Source organism: Eleftheria terrae, assembly GCF_030419005.1.
In the GTDB taxonomy this organism is placed as follows: Bacteria; Pseudomonadota; Gammaproteobacteria; order Burkholderiales; family Burkholderiaceae_C; genus Caldimonas; species Caldimonas terrae.
In genome coordinates this window covers 2,259,963-2,278,164 of the sequence record NZ_CP106951.1, presented here as the reverse complement: position 1 = coordinate 2,278,164, position 18,202 = coordinate 2,259,963, and the positions used below count along the sequence as shown (strand labels likewise).

The window sequence follows — 18,202 nt, the reverse complement described above, 5'->3', positions numbered from 1 at the left end:
GTGCTGGCGCCCGGGCCAGCGGCGGGCGCCGCGCAGGCCAGCACCGGTCGACCAGCTGAAGCAACCGCTTGTCCGGCCACTCCGCCGCTACCCGGCCTATATGCAAGCGCATGTTAAATTCGGCATCCAGGGAAAGGCCGCCTCCAACAGCGAGGCTGATGCACAACATGAAGAACACACCGTGGAAGCGGGCGCTGCCCGCACTGGCGTTTCGCGCTTTGACGCTGTCTGCTGGCGGCCTGGCGGTCGCTGCCTTGCTGGCCGCCTGCGGCGGCGGTGGAGGGGGCGGTGACGATGGTGGCAACGCCGGCGGCGGTGGCAGCACCGGTGGGCAGGGCGGCTATGCCGTGCCCAGCCAGGTGCTCACCTTGTCGGCCTGCGAGCCCGGCAAGGGCAAGGACTACCAGGTCGGCCCCGGCGCCGGCCAGCTGTCCGACCTGAACCAGGTGCCCTGGGACAAGCTGGTGGCCGGCGACACCGTGCGGGTGTTCTACCGGGCCGAGCCCTACCACGGCAAGGTGCTGCTGGCCGCGCAAGGCACGGCCGACAAGCCGGTGCGCCTGTGCGGCGTGCGCGGGCCCAATGGCGAGCGGCCGGTGCTGGACGGCAAGGACGCCGTCTCCCGTCGCGGCCTGGCCTATGGCCACGAGCTGCACGAGTCGCGCTCGGTCATCGTCGTGAACCGCCTGCAGACGCAGGACTGGCAGGCCTATCCCCGCCACCTGCAGATCGACGGCCTGCAGATCCGCGGCGCCCGTCCCGGCAACTACTTCACCGACAGCACCGGCGTGCGCCGGCAGTATGTGGAGTTCGGCGCCTGCCTGTGGGTGGAGCGGGTGCACAACATGGTGATCGCCGACAACGAGATCACCGACTGCAGCCAGGCCATCTTCAGCAACTCGAAGGAAGACGGCGACTTCGCGGTGACGCGCAACCTGCGCATCGCCGGCAACCACTTCCACAACAACGGCCTGAAGGGGGTGGAGCTGCTGCACACCACCTACATCCAGACCGCCGGCGTCATCTACGAGTTCAACCGCTACGGCCCGATGCGCGAAGGCGCGGCGGGCAACTCCATCAAGGACCGCTCGACCGGCACCGTGGTGCGCTACAACCGCATCGAGGACGGCGCCCACGCGCTCGACCTGGTGGAGACCGAGGACTACTACAACAGCCACGCCAAGAACGATCCGACCTACCGCTACACCTATGTGTACGGCAACCAGATCGTCAAGGACGGCCGCAAGGGCACCACCATCCATTACGGTGGCGACCATGCCGGCAACGAGGCGAGCTACCGCAAGGGCACGCTGTACTTCTTCAACAACACCGTGCACCTCACCGGTGGCGACTATGCGGTGGTGTTCCAGCTCTCCACCACCGACGAGAAGGCCGAGGTCTGGAACAACGTGTTCATGTTCGACCGCGACATCGAGTTTCCTCGCATGCGCGAGAAGCAGGACAACGCCGAACCCTTTGCGCTGCCCTCCCAGACCGGCGGCATCGTCAACCTGGGCCGCAACTGGATCGATGCGAAGTGGAGCGACGCCGGCCCCTGGCACAAGGTGGGCGGCCAGCTCAATGGCGCTGCCAACCTGATCACCGGCACCACCCCGCCGGTGGACCCGGCCACGATGCAACCGCTGCCCGGCAGCCCGGTGCTCGATGCCGGGCAGGAGGCGCCGCTGGCTGCGCGCAACGTGACGGTGCAGTACCAGTTCGACGGCAAGGGCCAGCTCGTCAAGCGCCAGAGCGTGGGGGCCGGGATGGACCTGGGCGCCATCGAGCGCCAGTGAGGCGCGGGCAGCGGCGCCCCGAGGCGGGCCGCTGCTGCCACCGCCTGATGGCCTGGCCGCGGTCCCCCGCGGCCTGGTCAGGTTCGGGCCTGGCCTGGGCAGGGCGCCGGAAGAAGGCGCCGCAACGGCGCGTGGCAAGGGGTGCCTGAAGAGAACGCGGGCCTGCGGCGCTGGTAAGGCCAGGCCGTTCGCGGTTGAGCGCCGCGGCGGGAGCCGCTGCCCGGTGGAAGCGCCGCCACCTGCATTGCTCGATCAATGGGGAGCCGTCGGTGTCAGCCGTCAGTGGCAACACACCGGTGGCAACACACCGGTGACGACGCAAAGGTGACGACTCTCCGCGAGCGTCGCCAGCGGTGGCTGCCGTGGGCAGCACACGCCCGGCAGCCCGCAGGGCGGGCGGCGCCGCCGCCGCCCGGCGCCATCAGCTGCGCAGGTCGCGCATGCGCCCGGCGATGCCGGCCGCCGCATATTCCAGCCGGCGTCGGACCTTGCGTTTCCAGGTCAGGGCGGCCCGCACCTCGGACCAGTCGAACATCGAATCATTGATGTTGTAGTCGCCGCGCTGTGCCTCGGGCACGTCGCCGGCCTCGATGCGTGCGATCAGGTGCGGCAGTTCCTGGTAGAAGCGCGGCGAGCGGTGCACCGGATGCAAGGTCCACAGGCCCGGGCCGTTGCCGAGGAAGTCCAGTCGCGACAGGCCACGTTCCACCATCAGCGCGCCCAGGCTGTCTTCCAGCGCGAGGTAGGGCGGCGTGTAGTTCACATAGCACTGCAGGCGCTTGGACAGGCCCGGGTTCAGCAGCGGCACGCGCAGCTCGCCGCTGCGGAAGCGCCGCGTGTCGAGCAGGCAGACCCGGGTGCTCAACGAATGGAAGCGGAACGCCGGGTAGGGCGCCGGCACCCGCTCCGCCTGCTGCGAACGCAGGCTGCCGTCCGCGGTCGGCGGGCCGGGCAACGGGTTGCAGGTCAGAAGCTGCCGGTCCTCGGCGAGCTTGGCCACCGCTTCGCGCACCCAGGTCAGCGAGCCGCCGCCGAACAGCATGTCCGAGTCCAGGTGCAGCACATGCGGCGAGCGGGCCGAATACATGCCGAAGAGGTAGGCGTAGAACGGGCTGCCGTTCTCGGCCCGCATCGGAATGAAATCGCCGCCGAGGAAGGCACGTGCCACCTGGCGCGCGGTCTGCTCGGCATAGTCGACCTCGACCACATAGGCCTTCGGATGCTCGGCGCAGATGCGGTCGATGGTCTGCCGCAGGCTCTTGAGCTTCTCCGGGTAGTCCGTGGTGCGGTAGCGGCTGCCCTGACTCAGGTGCAGGTCCAGCGTCAGCTGGATTTCGTCGACCTGCGGGCCCAGGGCGCGCATCTGGTGGGGAAGGGTGTGGACGGCGTGGGGCGCATCCAGCGGATGCAGATTGATCTGTAAACAGACCTCCCGGTCGTTGACATCCATCGTCGACTCCTGTTTTGCAGCCTGCATTGTAAGTGGGAGGGGGTCCGCGCCCGACCGCCGAGGTGTGAGTGGGCGCCCGGGCCGGCTGGCCGGCCGGTGGCGCGGGCCGCGGGTCAGGGGAGCCGCCGAGCCCACTGCCGGTGAGCACCGCGCTGGCTGCCGGTCGATGCAGGCGCTGTATCGCCGGGCCTGCCCGCCAGGCGGCCGACGCCGGGGCTTACGTTTCTTACCTCACTGCGCGCGTCAGGGCACGGGACCCGTCGGCCTGCAACGGCCGGCAAAGCGGTGGCCAGGGGCAGGGAGCCGGGGCGCGAAGCCAGGCCGCAGGGCCCGGCGGCGCGCCGGTGCGCGGCGGCCACACGGGTCATCTTGTGACGGGGTCCGCGGCTCTGGCTTGCGCTGCGTCGTGCCGGAGGTGCGCCTTCGCCATCCACGCCGTCGCGGTGGCTCAATGGGTCAGGGCCGGCTCGCCGGCGGCGTCCGCCTCGCCGGTCAGCTCGCCGCCATCGCCGAGCAGGCCATAGCGCTTGAGCAGGGTGCGCAAGGTGTTGCGGGTCACGCCCAGCAGGCGGGCGGTTTGCACCTGGTTGTCGTCGCAACGGGTGTAGGCGTGTCGCACCAGGCTGGCCTCCACGGTACGGAAGAGGTCGCGCTGCCCGCCGGCCAGCAATGCCTCGAAGGCGGTCAGCAGCTGCTCCACCGGCTCGGGCGCCGCAGCGCCGCAGCGGCCCGGCAGGGCAGTGCTGGCCAGGGGGTCGCCATGTGGCGGCAGCGGGCCGAGCGGCGCGGGTGCCGGGCGGCCGCGCAAGGGCACGAAGCGGAAATCCTGCGGGCGGATGACGCCATGGCGGCAGACGATCAGCGCGTAGTGGACGACGTTCTCCAGCTCGCGGATGTTGCCGGGCCAGGCATAGGCCAGCAGCGCCGCCTCGGCCTCGGGCGACAGCGCCACCTCGTCCAGCTGCAGCTTGTCGCCATACAGCTCGATGAAGTGGCGCGCCAGCGGCAGGATGTCGCCGGGCCGCTCGCGCAGCGGCGGCAGCTGCACCGAGGCAACGCTCAGCCGCCAGTAGAGATCGGCCCGGAAACGCTGGCCCTCGACCGCCGCGCCGAGGTCGATGTTGGTCGCCGCCACCAGGCGCACGTCCAGCGGCGTGGCGCGCCGCGAGCCCAGCCGCACCACCTGGCGCTCCTGCAGCACCCGCAGCAGCTTGACCTGCAGCGGCATCGGCAGGTCGCCGATCTCGTCGAGGAACAGCGTGCCGCCGTTGGCCGCCTCGAACCACCCCGCCCGTGCCTGCGAGGCGCCGGTGAAGGCACCCGACTCATGGCCGAACAGCTCGGCGTCGATCAGGGACTCGCTGAAGGCGCCGCAGTTGACGGCCACGAAGGGGCCCTTGCGGCCGCTCTGCTTGTGGATGTGGCGCGCGATCAGCTCCTTGCCGGTGCCGGTCTCGCCGATGACCAGCACGGTGGCTTCGCTGCGGGCGATGCGCTCCACATGCTCCAGCAGCTCGAGGGAACGCCGGTCATGGAACAGCAAGGCCTTGGCCCGGTGCGACCGGGCCAGGGAGGTCGGATCGGGAAAGCTCAGCAACTGGTTCACGGCGGGCAGGCTCACGGCGGTCAGCACGGGAAGTGGCGGGATGGGTGACCTTAAGGCCGGGCCCGGACGAGGCCAAGCGTTGATTTCGAGTTTGCATATGCGCTGGCGCGCGCCCGGCCAGGCCGGCTCAGGCGCGCGGCGCACATGCGATTTCGGCATGTGCAGCGCCGAAATCCTTCGTTCGGGATGACGGCCGGCTTGGCTACCTTTGCGGCCAGGCTTCATCCCCATCCACGCAGGAGTTCCCGAGCATGAGCATCACCGCCATCAATGTGCGCAACCAGTTCCGAGGCAGGATCAAGGAGGTCATCGAAGGCCCGGTCGTGTCCGAGATCGATGTCGAGACCGCCGGTGGCCTGATCGTCACCTCGGTCATCACCACCCGCTCGGTGAAGGAGCTGGGCCTGGTGGAAGGCAAGGAAGTGATCGCCCTGGTCAAGTCGACCGAGGTGTCCATCGCCACGCTCTGACGAGCGCCAGCAGCGAAAGGGGCCGACCATGCCATACCGAGGCGATCCTGTGCGCGTGCTGGTGATTCCTGGGCTGTACGACAGCGGCCCGGACCACTGGCAGAGCTGGCTGCAGCAGCAGTTCAGGCGCAGCCTGCGCGTCAGGCAGGAAGACTGGGCCCGTCCCGAGCTCGACCGCTGGGCCGAACGCATCGCCGAGACGCTCGACGGCCAGCCGCCCGGGCGCTGGGTGGCGGTGGCGCACAGCTTCGGCTGCCTGGCGCTGGCCCGCTACCTGGAGCGTGGCCGCGAGCGCCTGGCACCATGGCAGCCGCTGCCGGTGCGTGCGGCGCTGCTGGTGGCGCCGGCCGATCCGCGCAAGTTCGGGCTCGAAGCCCGGCTGCCGCAGGCGCGCCTGCCACTGCCCAGCTGCATGATGGCCAGCGAGACCGATCCCTGGATGCGGCTCGACGCCGCCCGCACTTGGGCGCGGCGCTGGGGCAGCCATTTCATCAACCTGGGCGACGTCGGGCACATCAATCCCGAGTCGGGCTTCGGCCCGCTGCCGCAGGCCAAGACGGTGACGCAGCTGCTGGTGCACCAGCTCGAGCGCACCCGCCGGCCGGAGAGGGCGCACACGCTGGAGTTCTCCTTCGCTGTCTGAGCGTGCCGCTTCCTTGTTTTCCGAATAAGCAAGGTCGCAAGGCTTCCTTCCACCGGGCGGCGGCCCTTCCTAGCATCGGGTCCATGGCCGGTGGCACCGGCCTGCAGCAAGACAACAGATCCACAACAAGGACCTTCGCATGAGCCCCCGCCGCTTCCTCCGTTCCGCTTCCGCCCTGCTGGCGCTGTCCGCCGTGGCGCTGGCCGCCCAGGCCAAGGACTACACGCTGCTGAACGTCTCCTACGACCCCACGCGGGAGCTCTACCAGGAGTTCAACGCCGCCTTCAGCAAGCAGTACAAGGCCAGGACCGGCGACAGCGTCACCGTCAAGACCTCGCACGGCGGCTCGGGCAAGCAGGCCCGCTCCGTCATCGACGGCCTCGACGCAGACGTCGTGACGCTGGCGCTGGCCTACGACATCGACGAGATCAGCGAGCGCGGCAAGCTGCTCGGCGGCGACTGGCAGAAGCGCCTGAAGCACAACAGCGCGCCCTACACCTCCACCGTGGTGTTCCTCGTGCGCAAGGGCAATCCCAAGGGCATCAAGGACTGGGACGACCTGGTCAAGCCCGGCGTCCAGGTCATCACGCCCAACCCCAAGACCTCTGGCGGCGCACGCTGGAACTACCTGGCCGCCTGGGGCTACGCACAGAAGAAATATGGCTCCGACGCGAAGGCGCAGGAGTTCGTGGCCAAGCTGCTGGCCAACGTGCCGGTGCTGGACTCCGGCGCGCGCGGCGCCACCACCACCTTCGTCGAGCGGGGCATCGGCGACGTGCTGCTGGCCTGGGAGAACGAAGCCCTGCTGGCACTGAAGGAGCTGGGACCGGACAAGTTCGACGTGGTGGCCCCTTCGCTGAGCATCCTGGCCGAGCCGCCGGTGGCCCTGGTCGACAAGGTGGTCGACCGCAAGGGCACACGCGCCGTGGCCCAGGCCTATCTTGAGTACCTGTACTCCCCCGAGGGCCAGGACATCGCCGGCCGCAACTACTACCGCCCGATCGACGCCCAGGCGGCAGCCAGGTACGCCGCCCAGTTTCCGAAAGTGCAGTTGTTCACCATCGACCAGGCCTTCGGCGGCTGGGCACGGGCGCAGAAGACCCACTTCGCCGACGGCGGCGTCTTCGACCAGATCTACTCCAAGAAATGAGGGCAGGGGGCCGGCGCCCGCTTCTTCATATATGAAAAGTTCATAAGCATTCGCGTATCAAATCGTTCCTTGCAGAAGCAACGGTCCTTACGATGCGGCATTCCTGTCCGATCGTGGATACGCCATGCCCTCTCTTGCCCTTCGCCTCTCCCTCGGCCGCCGCGCCTTGCTGAACACCCTGCTGGCTGCGGCTGCCCTGGCAGCCGCCGGCCCGGCACTGGCGCAGAAGAACACGCTGCTGAACGTCAGCTACGACGTCTCGCGCGAGTTCTACAAGGACTACAACGTCCTGTTCGCCAAGCACTGGAAGGCCACCACTGGCCAGGACGTGACGCTCAACCAGTCGCACGGCGGCTCCAGCAAGCAGGCCCGCAGCGTGGCCGACGGGCTGGAAGCCGACGTGATCACGATGAACCAGTCGAACGACATCGACCTGCTCGCCGTGCGCGGACAGCTCGTGCCGGCCGACTGGGCCAAGCGCTTGCCCAACAACAGCGCGCCCTCGTCCTCCACCTCGGTGATCCTGGTGCGCAAGGGCAATCCCAAGGGCATCAAGGACTGGGAAGACCTGGGCCGCAGCGGCCTGTCGGTCGTCATCCCGAATCCCAAGGTCACCGGCAACGGTCGCTACACCTATGTGGCCGCCTGGGGCGCCGCGCTGAAGAAGGGCGGCAGCCCGGCGCAGGCGCGCGAGCTGGTCACCCGCATCTTCGCCAACGTGCCGGTGTTCGACGGCGGCGGCCGCGCCGCCACCACCACCTTCGCCCAGCGCGGCATTGGTGACGCGCTGGTCACCTTCGAGAGCGAGGTGCCGCTCATCAAGCGTGAATTCGGCGGCGACTTCGACGTCGTCTACCCGAGCTGGAGCGTGCTGGCCGAGAACCCGGTCTCGGTGGTCGACAAGGTGGTGGACCGCAAGGGCAGCCGGGCACTGGCCGAGGCCTACCTGAAGTACCTGTGGTCCGACGAGGCCCAGGAGCTGGTGGCGCGCCACCACCTGCGCCCGCGCGCCGAGAAGGTGCTGGCCAAGTACGCGGCCGATTTCCCCAAGATCCAGCTGTTCACCGTGGACGAGGTCTTCGGCGGCTGGAAGAAGGCGCAGAAGGAGCACTTCGACGACGGCGCCACCTACGACCAGATCCTGGCCGCGGCCAAGCGCTGAAGCAAGCCCGGCCATGATCTTCTCGCGCACCCTGCTGCGGCGCCACAGCGTGCTGCCCGGCTTCGACCTGGCGCTGGGCTTCACGCTGCTGTACATCAGCCTGATCGTGCTGATCCCGCTGTCGGCCGCCTTCCTCAAGACCTTCACGCTGAGCTGGCCGCAGTTCTGGGAGGCGGTGACGTCACCGCGCGTGCTCGCCTCCTACCGGCTCACCTTCGGCGCCTCGCTCGCGGCCGCCATCCTCAATGCCGGCTTCGGCCTGCTGGTCGCCTGGGTGCTGGTGCGCTACGAGTTTCCGGGCCGGCGCGTGGTGGATGCGCTGGTGGACCTGCCGTTCGCCCTGCCCACCGCGGTGGCCGGCATCGCGCTGACCGCCATCTATGCGCAGAACGGCTGGATCGGCCAGTGGCTGGTGCCGCTGGGCATCAAGGTGTCGTTCACGCCGCTCGGCGTCTTCGTGGCGCTGACCTTCATCGGGCTGCCGTTTGTGGTGCGCACCGTGCAGCCGGTGCTGGAGGACCTGCACCGCGAGCTGGAGGAAGCGGCCGCCACCCTCGGCGCCAGCCGGCTGCAGACCTTCCACCGCGTCATCCTCCCCATCCTGACGCCGGCGCTGCTGACCGGCTTTGCGCTGGCCTTCGCCCGCGCGCTGGGCGAGTACGGCTCGGTGATCTTCATCGCCGGCAACATGCCCATGGTGTCGGAGATCACGCCGCTGCTCATCATCACCAAGCTGGAGCAGTACGACTATGCCGGCGCGACCGCGATTGCCGTCGTGATGCTGCTGGCCTCCTTCGTGCTGCTGCTGTGCATCAACCTGCTGCAGGCCTGGTCGCGCAAGCGCCAGGGCCGCTGAGCCCGCTTCCCGCATGACCACCGTGACCCTGCCGCGGCCCCAGGCCCGCCCCTCCGCAGCGGCCGTGCCGCCGCCCAACGTCCGCTCCGCGACCCAGGAAGCCGCCTGGGTGCGGCGCACGCTGATCGGCGTCGCCCTGCTGTTCCTGACGCTGTTCCTCTTCGTGCCGCTGGTGTCGGTGTTCTACGAGGCCCTGAAGAAGGGCGTCGACGTCTACTTCGCCTCGGTGGTCGAGGCCGACGCGCTGTCGGCCATCCGGCTCACGCTGCTGGCCGCGGCCATCTCGCTGCCGCTGAACCTGGTGTTCGGCGTCGCCGCCGCCTGGTGCATCGCGAAGTTCGACTTCCGCGGCAAGAACGTCGTGCTGACACTGATCGACCTGCCGTTCTCGGTCAGCCCCGTGATCGCCGGCCTCATCTACGTGCTGGTGTTCGGCCTGCAGGGCTGGTTCGGCGAATGGCTGCGCGACCATGACCTGAAGGTGATCTTCGCGGTGCCGGGCATCGTGCTGGCGACCATCTTCGTGACCTTCCCCTTCATTGCCCGCGAGCTGATCCCGCTGATGCAGGCGCAGGGCCAGGAGCAGGAGGAGGCGGCGCGCGTGCTGGGCGCTTCGGGCTGGCAGATCTTCTGGCGCGTGACGCTGCCCAACATCAAGTGGGCGCTGCTGTACGGCGTCATCCTGAGCAACGCGCGGGCGATGGGCGAGTTCGGCGCGGTGTCGGTGGTGTCGGGCCACATCCGCGGCCAGACCAACACCCTGCCGCTGCACATCGAGATCCTCTACAACGAATACCAGTTCGCGGCGGCCTTCGCAGTCGCCTCGCTGCTGGCCGGGCTGGCACTGGTCACCCTGGTGCTGAAGCTGATGGTGGAACAACACGTCAAGCGCGAGAAGCGGCTGGCGGGAGAACAGGAATGAGCATCGAAGTCCGTGGTCTGAACAAGCGCTTCGGCGCCACCGTCGTCTGCGACAACCTGAACCTCGACATCCCTTCGGGCGAGCTGGTCGCGCTGCTCGGGCCCTCGGGCTCGGGCAAGACCTCGCTGCTGCGCATCATCGCCGGGCTGGAGCGCCCCGACAGCGGCTCGGTGCTCTTCCACGGCGAGGACGCCACCTTCGCCGACGTGCGCGACCGCCAGGTCGGCTTCGTGTTCCAGCACTATGCGCTGTTCGGCCACATGAGCATCTTCGAGAACGTGGCCTTCGGCCTGCGCGTGCGGCCCAAGGCCACGCGGCCGCCGGAGCGAGAGATCCGCGCCAAGGTGCAGGAACTGCTCAAGCTGGTGCAGCTCGACTGGATTGCCGACCGCTACCCGCACCAGCTCTCGGGTGGCCAGCGCCAGCGCATCGCGCTGGCCCGCGCGCTCGCGGTGGAGCCCAAGGTGCTGCTGCTCGACGAGCCCTTCGGCGCGCTCGATGCCAAGGTGCGCAAGGAACTGCGCCGCTGGCTGCGGCGGCTGCACGACGAGATGCACGTCACCAGCGTCTTCGTGACCCATGACCAGGACGAGGCGATGGAGGTGGCCGACCGCATCGTCGTGATGAACCAGGGCCGCATCGAGCAGGAAGGCTCGCCGGACCAGGTCTACGATCATCCCGCCACGCCCTTCGTGCTGCAGTTCCTGGGCGACGTCAACCTCTTCCACGGCCGCCTCGGCCACGGCCCGGGTGCCGCGGCCGGGACGGGCGAGGTGAGCTATGTGCGGCCGCACGAGCTGGAGATCCTTGGCACGCCGGATGCCGGCACGCTGGCCGTCACCCTGTCGCAGACGCTCACCGTGGGGCCCAACACCCGCATCGAGTTCAAGCGCATCGACGACGGCAGCTATGTGGATGTCGAGCTGCCGCGGGCCGAGTTCGGCCACCTGCGCGAGCGCCTCGGGCTGCGGCCCGGCCAGACGGTGCACCTGCGGGCGCGGCGCATCACCCGTTTCGAAACGGCGGCCTGACGCCCGCGGCGGCCGTGGCCGCTCAGCCGCTGGCCGGCTCCCCGGCCAGCCGCCACAGCAGCGCGCCGGCGGCCTGCGGCGCGTTCTCCTTGGCGCCGTTGATGAAGTAGACGAAGACGTCGCGTGGCTGCCCGTCGCCGGCCGCAGCCGGGTCGATGGCCGGCAGCGCCGGCGGCCGCCCGCCGGCGGCCCAGCAATGAGCCGCTTCGGCCCAGTCGTCGAGCGCCTCGTCGGGGTAGCCGGTCGGCATGTCGGGCTCAGAGCACATCAGCCGGGCGTAGACGAAATCGGCGCTGAAGTCCGCATGGCTCGGGTATTTGTCTGAGTCGGTGTAGACGCTCGCGACCTGCTGTTCGCGCAGCAGCGCCAGGTACTCGGCATTCAGGAAGCTGTCATGCCGGGCTTCCAGCACATGCCGCCGCCGCCGCCCGCCGGCCTCGCGCGGCAGTGCCGACAGGAAGCGGGCCAGGTCCTCGGCATCGAAGCGGGTGCTCGGCGGCAGCTGCCAGGCCACCGGCCCCAGGCGGTCGCCCAGGTGGGCCGCCACCTCGAGGAACCGCGCCGCGCCTTCGGCCGACTCGGCCAGCACCTTGCGGTGGGTCAGGTAGCGGGGCGCCTTCAGCGAGAAGATGAAGCCCTCCGGCGTGGCGTCGCGCCAGCGCTCGAAGATGCCGGCGGGCGGCGCGCGATAGAAGGTGCTGTTGATCTCGATCGCGGTGAGCTGGCGGCTTGCGTAGTGCAACTCGTCGTGCTGCGCCAGGCTGTCGGGATAGAAGGTCTCGCGCCAGGGCTCGTAGCTCCAGCCCCCGATGCCGACCCGGATGCGGCCAGGACCTGCCATGCATGCGCCTCCAGAAAGGGAAGACCTGCACTGTAAGCCCTGCAGCGGCGGCACGCACGCCGCTGCCTGGCCGGCTCAGATCTCGAAGCTGGCCCCCGGCTCGGCGCTCAGCGCCCGGTCCACCACCGCGCGGGTCAGCGGCGGCGCGAAGGACTCGATGAAGGCATAGACGTAGGCCCGCAGGTAGGTGCCCCGGCGGATGGCCAGCCGCGTCATGTTCATGGCGAACAGGTGGCGCGCGTCGAGGGCCCGCAGGTTGCGGTCGCGCTCCTCGTCGTAGGCGATGGAGGCGACGATGCCGATGCCCAGGCCCAGCTCCACGTAGGTCTTGATCACGTCGGCATCCATCGCGGTCAGCACGATGTCGGGCTTGCGGCCCAGCCGCTCGAAGGCCTCGTCGATGTGGGAGCGGCCGGTGTAGCCCTCGTCGTAGGTGATCACCGGCTGGCGCGCCAGGCGCTCCAGCGTCAGTGGCTCGCCGTCCAGCAGTTCATGGCCTGGTGGCACGACCACGCAGTGCGTCCAGCGGTAGCAGGGCAGGGCGATCAGGTCGTCGTAGCGTGCCAGCGCTTCGGTGGCGATGCCGATGTCGGCCTCGCCGGTCAGCAGCATCTCGGCCACCTGCCGGGGCGAGCCCTGGTGCAGGTTCAGCGTGACGTTGGGGAAGTGGCGGCGGAAATCACTGACCGCTGGCGGCAGCGCATAGCGGGCCTGGGAGTGGGTGGTGGCAATGCAGATCTTGCCGCGCGACTGCTGCGCATAGTCCTCGCCCGCACGGCGCAGGTTGTCGGCGTCCAGCAGCATGCGCTCGATGATGGGCAGCACCTCGGCCCCGGGCGGCGTGAGGCCGGTCAGCCGCTTGCCGGCCCGCACGAACAGCTCGATGCCCAGCTCGTCCTCCAGTTCGCGGATCTGCCGGCTCACCCCGGGCTGCGAGGTGTGCAGCACGTTGGCCACCTCGGTGAGGTTGAAGCCACGGCGGGCGGTTTCGCGCACGGAGCGCAATTGCTGGAAGTTCATCGAAGGAAGAGGCAAGGAGAGGCCGGGCCCGCCGGGCAGGCGGGCTCATGCGATGCCGGACAGCGCCGGCACGGGAAGCTGGCAGCTGCCGCCGACGGCGCCCGATGGGCCCGTCGCGACGGCTGGCCGTCAGTGCGGCTTGTTGGGCTGGGGCGTCAGGCGCAGGTAGGGCGTCACCGCCTTGTAGCCCTGCGGGAACTTCTGCTTGATCAGCTCGGGGTCCTGCAGCGAGGGCACGATGACGACATCGTCCCCCTGCTTCCAGTTGCCCGGCGTCGCCACGCTGTGGTGGTCGGTCAGTTGCAGCGAGTCGATCACGCGCAGCACCTCGTCGAAATTGCGGCCGGTGCTGGCCGGGTAGGTGATGACGAGGCGGATCTTCTTCTGCGGGTCGATGACGAACAGCGAGCGCACCGTCAGCGTGGCGTTCGCGTTCGGGTGGATCATGTCGTAGAGCGTCGCCACCTTGCGGTCGGCATCGGCCAGGATCGGGAAGTTGACGGTGCAGCCCTGGGTGCTTTCGATGTCACCGATCCATTTGTGATGCGAATCGACCGGGTCGACCGACAGCGCGATGGCCTTCACCTTGCGCTTGGCGAACTCGTCCTTCAGCTTGGCGGTCAGGCCCAGCTCGGTGGTGCACACCGGCGTGAAGTCCGCCGGGTGCGAGAACAGGACACCCCAGCTGTCGCCCAGCCAGTCATGGAAGCGGATGCGGCCTTCCGTGGAATCTTGTTCGAAATCGGGCGCCAGGTCTCCAAGACGCAAACTTGCCATGTTCATTTCCTCCGTGTCGAGCGACGAAAAACGATTATCAAAAGCACTTTTTATTTAACAAACAAATAAAAAGTACTTTTCACACTCGTTTTATGCATAAGGCAGGCGCTGGGAGGGGCGCGCTGGCGCGGCTCAGCCGTGCAGCCGGCTGTTGCGTGGCACGCTCGCCAGCAGGAACTCCATCTGGTCGGCCAGGATGCGGCGGCCGCGCAGGATCATGTCCTCGTGCAGGCTCGGCACGTATGGCAGGTAGAGCAGTGGCATGTGTGCCTCTTCGGGGGTGCGGCTGCCTTTGCGGCCGTTGCAGTTGCGGCAGGCAGTGATGCAGTTCATCCAGCTGTCCTGCCCGCCGCGCGAGGTGGGGTGGATGTGCTCGCGGGTCAGGTCTTCGGCCGTGTACTGGTGGCCGCAGTAGGCGCACAGGTGGCGGTCGCGCAGGAAGAGCTTGGTGTTGGACAGCGCCGGCACCTGGCGCCAGGCCCGGCTGGGGACGCTGCCGCGCACGGCGACGATGGGATGCAGCTCGATGCGCGACTGCAGGCCGCTGACACGCTGGATGCCGCCACGCAGCACGACAAAGGGAACCCCCAACGTCCACGCGACACAGTCGCTGGCGTAAAGGAGGGCCGCATCCTTGGGCGCGATCCACGCCTGGGGCCGGCCGGAAACGTCGAGTTGAAGGACGTCCATCGCTTTTGCCTCTCCGCGCAGCATATTGCAAGACACGTTCCCGGCTCAAGTGGAGGAGTGCTGGCGACAGGGCCAGCGGGCCACACCGGAGCGTGCCAGTACCGCTTGTCATCGCGCCGCAACGGCTCGCATGGCAGGCTGCGCGCCCGGGGCGGGCCGCCACAGCGGCGGCCGGCGCCTTCCTACAATGCCGCCCATGAAGTTGTCTTTTGCCTTGTTGTGCCGGGCTGTCCTGCTGTGCTTCCCGGCACTGTGCGCGGTGCACGCCGCCGCGCAAACCGCCCCGCCGCCCACGGCGCCCCCTGCCGGAGCGGGCGCCGAAGCGGCGCCTGCCGGCGCGCCGGTGTCGGCGTCGGCCCAGCGCCTCTACGAGGGCACCCGCAACCAGCTGGTGCAGGTGCGCACCCTGCTCAAGGGCCAGGCCAGCCAGGCCTCGGTCGGCTCCGCCTTCCTGGTGACCGAGGAGGGGCACCTGGTGACCAACTACCACGTGGTGAGCCAGGTGGCGCTGGAGCCGGAGCGCTACCGGCTCGAGTACAGCACGGCCGACGGTCGTGCCGGGCCGTTGCAGCTGCTGGCCTTCGACGCCGTGCACGACCTGGCCCTGGTGCGGGCCGCCGACGCCGGCCTGAAGGGGCGCTCGCCGCTTGCCTTCCGCCCGGGCAGCCGCAGCGTCGCCAAGGGGGAGCGCATCTACTCGCTGGGCAACCCGCTGGACGTCGGCTTCGCGGTGGTGGAGGGCAACTACAACGGCCTGGTGGAGCGCAGCTTCTACCCCAACATCTTCTTCTCCGGCGCGCTCAACCCCGGCATGAGCGGCGGCCCGGCGCTGGACGAGCAGGGCCAGGTCATCGGGGTCAATGTGGCGACCCGCCGCGACGGCCAGCTCGTGAGCTTCCTGGTGCCGGGCGAATACGCCCAGGCCCTGCTGCAGCAGGGACGGGCAGCGGCGCCCATCACCGCACCGGTCTACGACCGGCTCAAGGTGCAGCTGCAGGCGCACCAGCAGCGGCTGGTCGAGCGTTTCCTCAAGCTGCCGTGGCGCTCGGGCGGGCACCCTCGCTATGCCATCCCGGTGCCGCAGGAGCAGTTCATGCGCTGCTGGGGCAGCAGCTCGCGCAGCGGCACCCGGGGCCTGGAGTTCGAGCGTTCCGACTGCCAGATGGACACGCAGATCTTCATTTCCGATTCGCTCTACCTGGGCGGCCTGACCGTGCGCCACGAAGCCTACGACGGCGCCAAGCTGGGCAGCCTGCGTTTCGCGGCGCAGTACTCGCAGAGCTTTCGCAACGAGTTCTTCGGCGCCGGCCGCAGCCGCGACCGCACGCCGCCGCAGTGCAAGGAGCGCTTCATCGAGCGCGATGGCCTGCCACTGCGGGCGGTGCTGTGCATGACGGCGTACAAGAAGCTCGAAGGCCTGTACGACCTCAGCGTGCTGGTGGCGACGCTGGACCAGCCCACCCTCGGCGTGCAGGGCCGCTTCGATGCCCGCGGCATCGATTTCGACAACGCGATGAAGCTCGCCCGCCACTACCTGCAAGGCTACGGATGGACAAACTAGCTCTGGTCGAGGTGCTCGACCGCGACGGCCTGCCGCGCCAGGCCTTTGCCGTCACGTCCTGGCCCGTGCGGCTGGGGCGTGCGCTGGACTGCGACATGGTGCTGGACGACCCGCATGTGGCGCCTCACCACCTGGTGCTCCACGCGGGGCCGGAAGGCCTGCGCCTGCAGGTGGGCGACACCGTCAACGGCGTGCGGCTGGGCCGGCTCTGGCTGCAGGCCGGCGAGTCAGCCTTGCGCCCGGCCGGTGAAGACCTGGTGCTGGGTGGCACCCGGGTGCGCGTGCGCCTGGCCAGCGACCCGCTGCCGCCGGAGCAGGTGGTGCCGCACGCCGGCCGCTGGCGCCCCGGGCTGACCAGCTCGGCGCTGGCCACCACCGGCGCCTGGGGCCTGTGGCAGGCCTGGGAGCATTACCTCACCACCGATCCCGGCAACTTCCTGGCCGGCCTGGTGGTGTTGTTGCCGGCGTTCCTGGTGTTGGCCGGCTGGGCGGTGGTCTGGGCGCTCGCCTCCAAGCTGTTCCGGCATCGCTTCGACTTCTGGACCCACCTGCGCATTGCCGCAGCCGGCCTGCTGCTGTCCAGCGTGGTGGGCGCGACACTGGGCCTGCTGGGCTTCATGACGTCCTGGACCTGGCTGAGCCGGTGCAGCGAGCTGGCCCAAGCGCTGGTGCTTTCCGGCGCCATCTACCGGCACCTGTGCGCCGTGCTGCCGGCACGCCGCAGGCGCTTGGCCGTCGGGACCGTGCTGCTGACCGCGGCCGGCCTGGCCACTGGCGCGGCACTGCGCCAGCAGCAGAGCGGCCGGCTCAGCGGGGAGCTGTACATGACCACCCTGCCGCCGCCGGCGCTCCACCTCGCTCCGTCCGTTCCGGCCGACACCTTCCTGCAGGAGGCGGCTGGCTTGAAGCAGCAGCTCGACCGCGCGGTGCAGGACAGCGCCGACGACAACGGCGAGGACACGGACGCCTTCCCGGACGAAGACTGAGCGCTGGCTCGCCTGCCGGAATCCGCTGCCGCCAGGCGGCAGCGGTTCGGCGCATCGGGCGGCGGGCCTCCTGCAGCGCTAGCCCGCAGCGCTGCGCTGCCAACCCTGCGTCTGCACCGCGCTGCTGGCACCTCGCTCCTGCCATCGCGTGGCTGCCACCGCGCGCCTGCCACCGCGCGGCGCGGGCGCCCGTGGGATGCCTGGCATTCGCACCGCGTCGCCGGCCCGCCGGGCGATGCCTCCGCCCGGCGACTGCGGCGCCCGTCACGCCTGCTCCCCTTCGGATCCGTCGCCCTAGGGAAGCTCCCCTGGCTTTGCGGGCCAGTGCCCTCCATCCTTCTCCCTGCAGCGAAGAACAGCCCGGCTTTCCGGTCAGAATCCCTAGGTGAAAACCCGCGGTTCATGGCTCGCTGTGGCTTTCTAGGCACGCGACTCTAGAAATTCCTCTCCTGCGTCCCGTCCAGGCCCCCGGATTTCTGCAAAATAGAACGATCGTTCGTTTTATTTCGGGTGCCTCTTGAGTTCGCCTTCTTCTCCCGCCACCAAGCCAGTACGCGAGACTCCCCGGGAGTCGGCGCGCGGCCTCCAGAAGGGGCAGCAGACCAAGGCGGCGATCCTCGACGCGGCCTTGAGCCTGGCCTCCCAGGTCGGGCTCGAAGGCCTGTCGATCGGGGCGCTGGCCGAAGTCACCCGCATGAGCAAGTCGGGCGTCTTTGCCCACTTCGGCTCGCGCGAGGAGCTGCAGATCTCGGTCATCCGCGAGTACCACGCGAAGTTCGAGGAGGAGGTGTTCTTCCCCGCCGTCCTCGAGCCGCGCGGCCTGCCTCGCCTGCGGGCGCTGTTCGAGCGCTGGGTGCGGCGGGTCTCGGTGGAGATCGACTCCGGCTGCATCTACATCAGCGGCGCGGTGGAGTTCGACGACCGGCCCGGCCCGGTGCGCGACGCGCTGGTGGAGATGGTGCGCATGTGGCACCGCGCGCTTGGCCGCGCCATCAGCCTGTCGATCGAGGAAGGGCACCTGAAGCCCGACGTCGATCCGCTGCAGATGCTGTTCGAGTTGCATGGCCTGATCCTGGCCCTGCACCACGATGCCCGATTCCTGCGCTCGCCCGGCTCGCTGGACCGGGCGCGGCGTGGCTTCGAGTTCATCGTCAGCCACTATGCGACCGAGTCGGCCCCGAAAGCCGCGCCCCTGGCGCGCAAGACGACCAAACCCGCTTCCCGATAACCGCCTTACCTTC

General features: G+C 69.2%; 17 protein-coding genes. 11 read left to right on the top strand and 6 right to left on the bottom strand.

Annotation, left to right across the window (positions count from 1 at the left end):
• Window positions 1–167 precede the first annotated feature (167 nt).
• Window positions 168–1,796, top strand: a complete 1,629-nt coding sequence (locus N7L95_RS09935; RefSeq protein WP_301259660.1) for a right-handed parallel beta-helix repeat-containing protein — start codon at window positions 168–170, stop codon at window positions 1,794–1,796.
• A gap of 421 nt (window positions 1,797–2,217) precedes the next feature.
• Here N7L95_RS09935 and N7L95_RS09930 read toward each other — a convergent pair whose 3' ends face one another.
• Both N7L95_RS09930 and N7L95_RS09925 read right to left on the bottom strand, forming a co-directional pair.
• Window positions 2,218–3,246 carry a capsular biosynthesis protein gene (locus N7L95_RS09930; RefSeq protein ID WP_301259659.1) on the bottom strand — a complete coding sequence of 343 codons (1,029 nt, stop codon included), beginning with the start codon at window positions 3,244–3,246 and terminating at the stop codon, window positions 2,218–2,220.
• Window positions 3,247–3,694: 448 nt separating this feature from the next.
• The gene (locus tag N7L95_RS09925; RefSeq protein ID WP_301259658.1) at window positions 3,695–4,867 is read right to left on the bottom strand and encodes a sigma-54 interaction domain-containing protein; all 1,173 of its coding nucleotides are present in this window, start codon (window positions 4,865–4,867) and stop codon (window positions 3,695–3,697) included.
• A 236-nt stretch (window positions 4,868–5,103) separates the two neighbouring features.
• Between N7L95_RS09925 and N7L95_RS09920 the strand changes: the two genes are divergently transcribed.
• The 7 genes from N7L95_RS09920 to N7L95_RS09890 all read left to right on the top strand — a co-directional run bounded on the left by N7L95_RS09920 (window position 5,104) and on the right by N7L95_RS09890 (window position 11,086).
• Complete coding sequence (locus tag N7L95_RS09920; protein WP_301259657.1) at window positions 5,104–5,322, top strand: TOBE domain-containing protein; 219 nt, start codon at window positions 5,104–5,106, stop codon at window positions 5,320–5,322.
• Between the two features lie 28 nt (window positions 5,323–5,350).
• Window positions 5,351–5,965 (top strand): RBBP9/YdeN family alpha/beta hydrolase, encoded by a 615-nt coding sequence (locus N7L95_RS09915; protein ID WP_301259656.1) that lies wholly within the window; start codon window positions 5,351–5,353, stop codon window positions 5,963–5,965.
• A gap of 139 nt (window positions 5,966–6,104) precedes the next feature.
• Window positions 6,105–7,115, top strand: a complete 1,011-nt coding sequence (locus N7L95_RS09910; protein ID WP_301259655.1) for a sulfate ABC transporter substrate-binding protein — start codon at window positions 6,105–6,107, stop codon at window positions 7,113–7,115.
• A gap of 124 nt (window positions 7,116–7,239) precedes the next feature.
• On the top strand, window positions 7,240–8,277 hold the full coding sequence (locus tag N7L95_RS09905) for a sulfate ABC transporter substrate-binding protein (RefSeq protein WP_301259654.1): 1,038 nt from the start codon (window positions 7,240–7,242) through the stop codon (window positions 8,275–8,277).
• Between the two features lie 13 nt (window positions 8,278–8,290).
• Window positions 8,291–9,133: a sulfate ABC transporter permease subunit CysT gene (gene cysT / locus N7L95_RS09900; RefSeq protein ID WP_301259653.1), complete on the top strand. Its 843-nt coding sequence runs from the start codon at window positions 8,291–8,293 to the stop codon at window positions 9,131–9,133.
• Between the two features lie 13 nt (window positions 9,134–9,146).
• Window positions 9,147–10,055: a sulfate ABC transporter permease subunit CysW gene (cysW, locus tag N7L95_RS09895; RefSeq protein ID WP_301259652.1), complete on the top strand. Its 909-nt coding sequence runs from the start codon at window positions 9,147–9,149 to the stop codon at window positions 10,053–10,055.
• On the top strand, window positions 10,052–11,086 hold the full coding sequence (locus N7L95_RS09890) for a sulfate/molybdate ABC transporter ATP-binding protein (RefSeq protein WP_301259651.1): 1,035 nt from the start codon (window positions 10,052–10,054) through the stop codon (window positions 11,084–11,086). The genes cysW and N7L95_RS09890 overlap by 4 nt, the downstream gene beginning before the upstream one ends.
• A 22-nt stretch (window positions 11,087–11,108) precedes the next feature.
• Here the strand turns inward: N7L95_RS09890 and N7L95_RS09885 are convergent, their stop codons facing one another.
• The 4 genes from N7L95_RS09885 to N7L95_RS09870 all read right to left on the bottom strand — a co-directional run bounded on the left by N7L95_RS09885 (window position 11,109) and on the right by N7L95_RS09870 (window position 14,414).
• A complete protein-coding gene (locus tag N7L95_RS09885) occupies window positions 11,109–11,927 on the bottom strand; it encodes a DUF72 domain-containing protein (protein ID WP_301259650.1) in 819 nt (272 codons plus the stop codon).
• A 75-nt stretch (window positions 11,928–12,002) separates the two neighbouring features.
• Window positions 12,003–12,947 carry a CysB family HTH-type transcriptional regulator gene (locus N7L95_RS09880; RefSeq protein ID WP_301259649.1) on the bottom strand — a complete coding sequence of 315 codons (945 nt, stop codon included), beginning with the start codon at window positions 12,945–12,947 and terminating at the stop codon, window positions 12,003–12,005.
• A gap of 129 nt (window positions 12,948–13,076) precedes the next feature.
• Entirely contained in the window at window positions 13,077–13,724 is a 648-nt protein-coding gene (locus N7L95_RS09875) for a peroxiredoxin (RefSeq protein ID WP_301259648.1), read from the bottom strand.
• A gap of 132 nt (window positions 13,725–13,856) precedes the next feature.
• Window positions 13,857–14,414, bottom strand: coding sequence for an HNH endonuclease (locus N7L95_RS09870; protein ID WP_301259647.1), 558 nt, complete (start codon window positions 14,412–14,414; stop codon window positions 13,857–13,859).
• 196 nt (window positions 14,415–14,610) lie between these two features.
• Between N7L95_RS09870 and N7L95_RS09865 the strand changes: the two genes are divergently transcribed.
• From N7L95_RS09865 to N7L95_RS09855, 3 genes are all read left to right on the top strand, one after another.
• The gene (locus N7L95_RS09865; protein ID WP_301259646.1) at window positions 14,611–15,975 is read left to right on the top strand and encodes a S1 family peptidase; all 1,365 of its coding nucleotides are present in this window, start codon (window positions 14,611–14,613) and stop codon (window positions 15,973–15,975) included.
• Window positions 15,963–16,961: an FHA domain-containing protein gene (locus N7L95_RS09860; RefSeq protein ID WP_301259645.1), complete on the top strand. Its 999-nt coding sequence runs from the start codon at window positions 15,963–15,965 to the stop codon at window positions 16,959–16,961. Before N7L95_RS09865 ends, N7L95_RS09860 begins: the two co-directional genes overlap by 13 nt.
• Window positions 16,962–17,478: 517 nt before the next feature.
• On the top strand, window positions 17,479–18,189 hold the full coding sequence (locus N7L95_RS09855; RefSeq protein ID WP_435870073.1) for a TetR/AcrR family transcriptional regulator: 711 nt from the start codon (window positions 17,479–17,481) through the stop codon (window positions 18,187–18,189).
• Window positions 18,190–18,202: the final 13 nt, after the last annotated feature.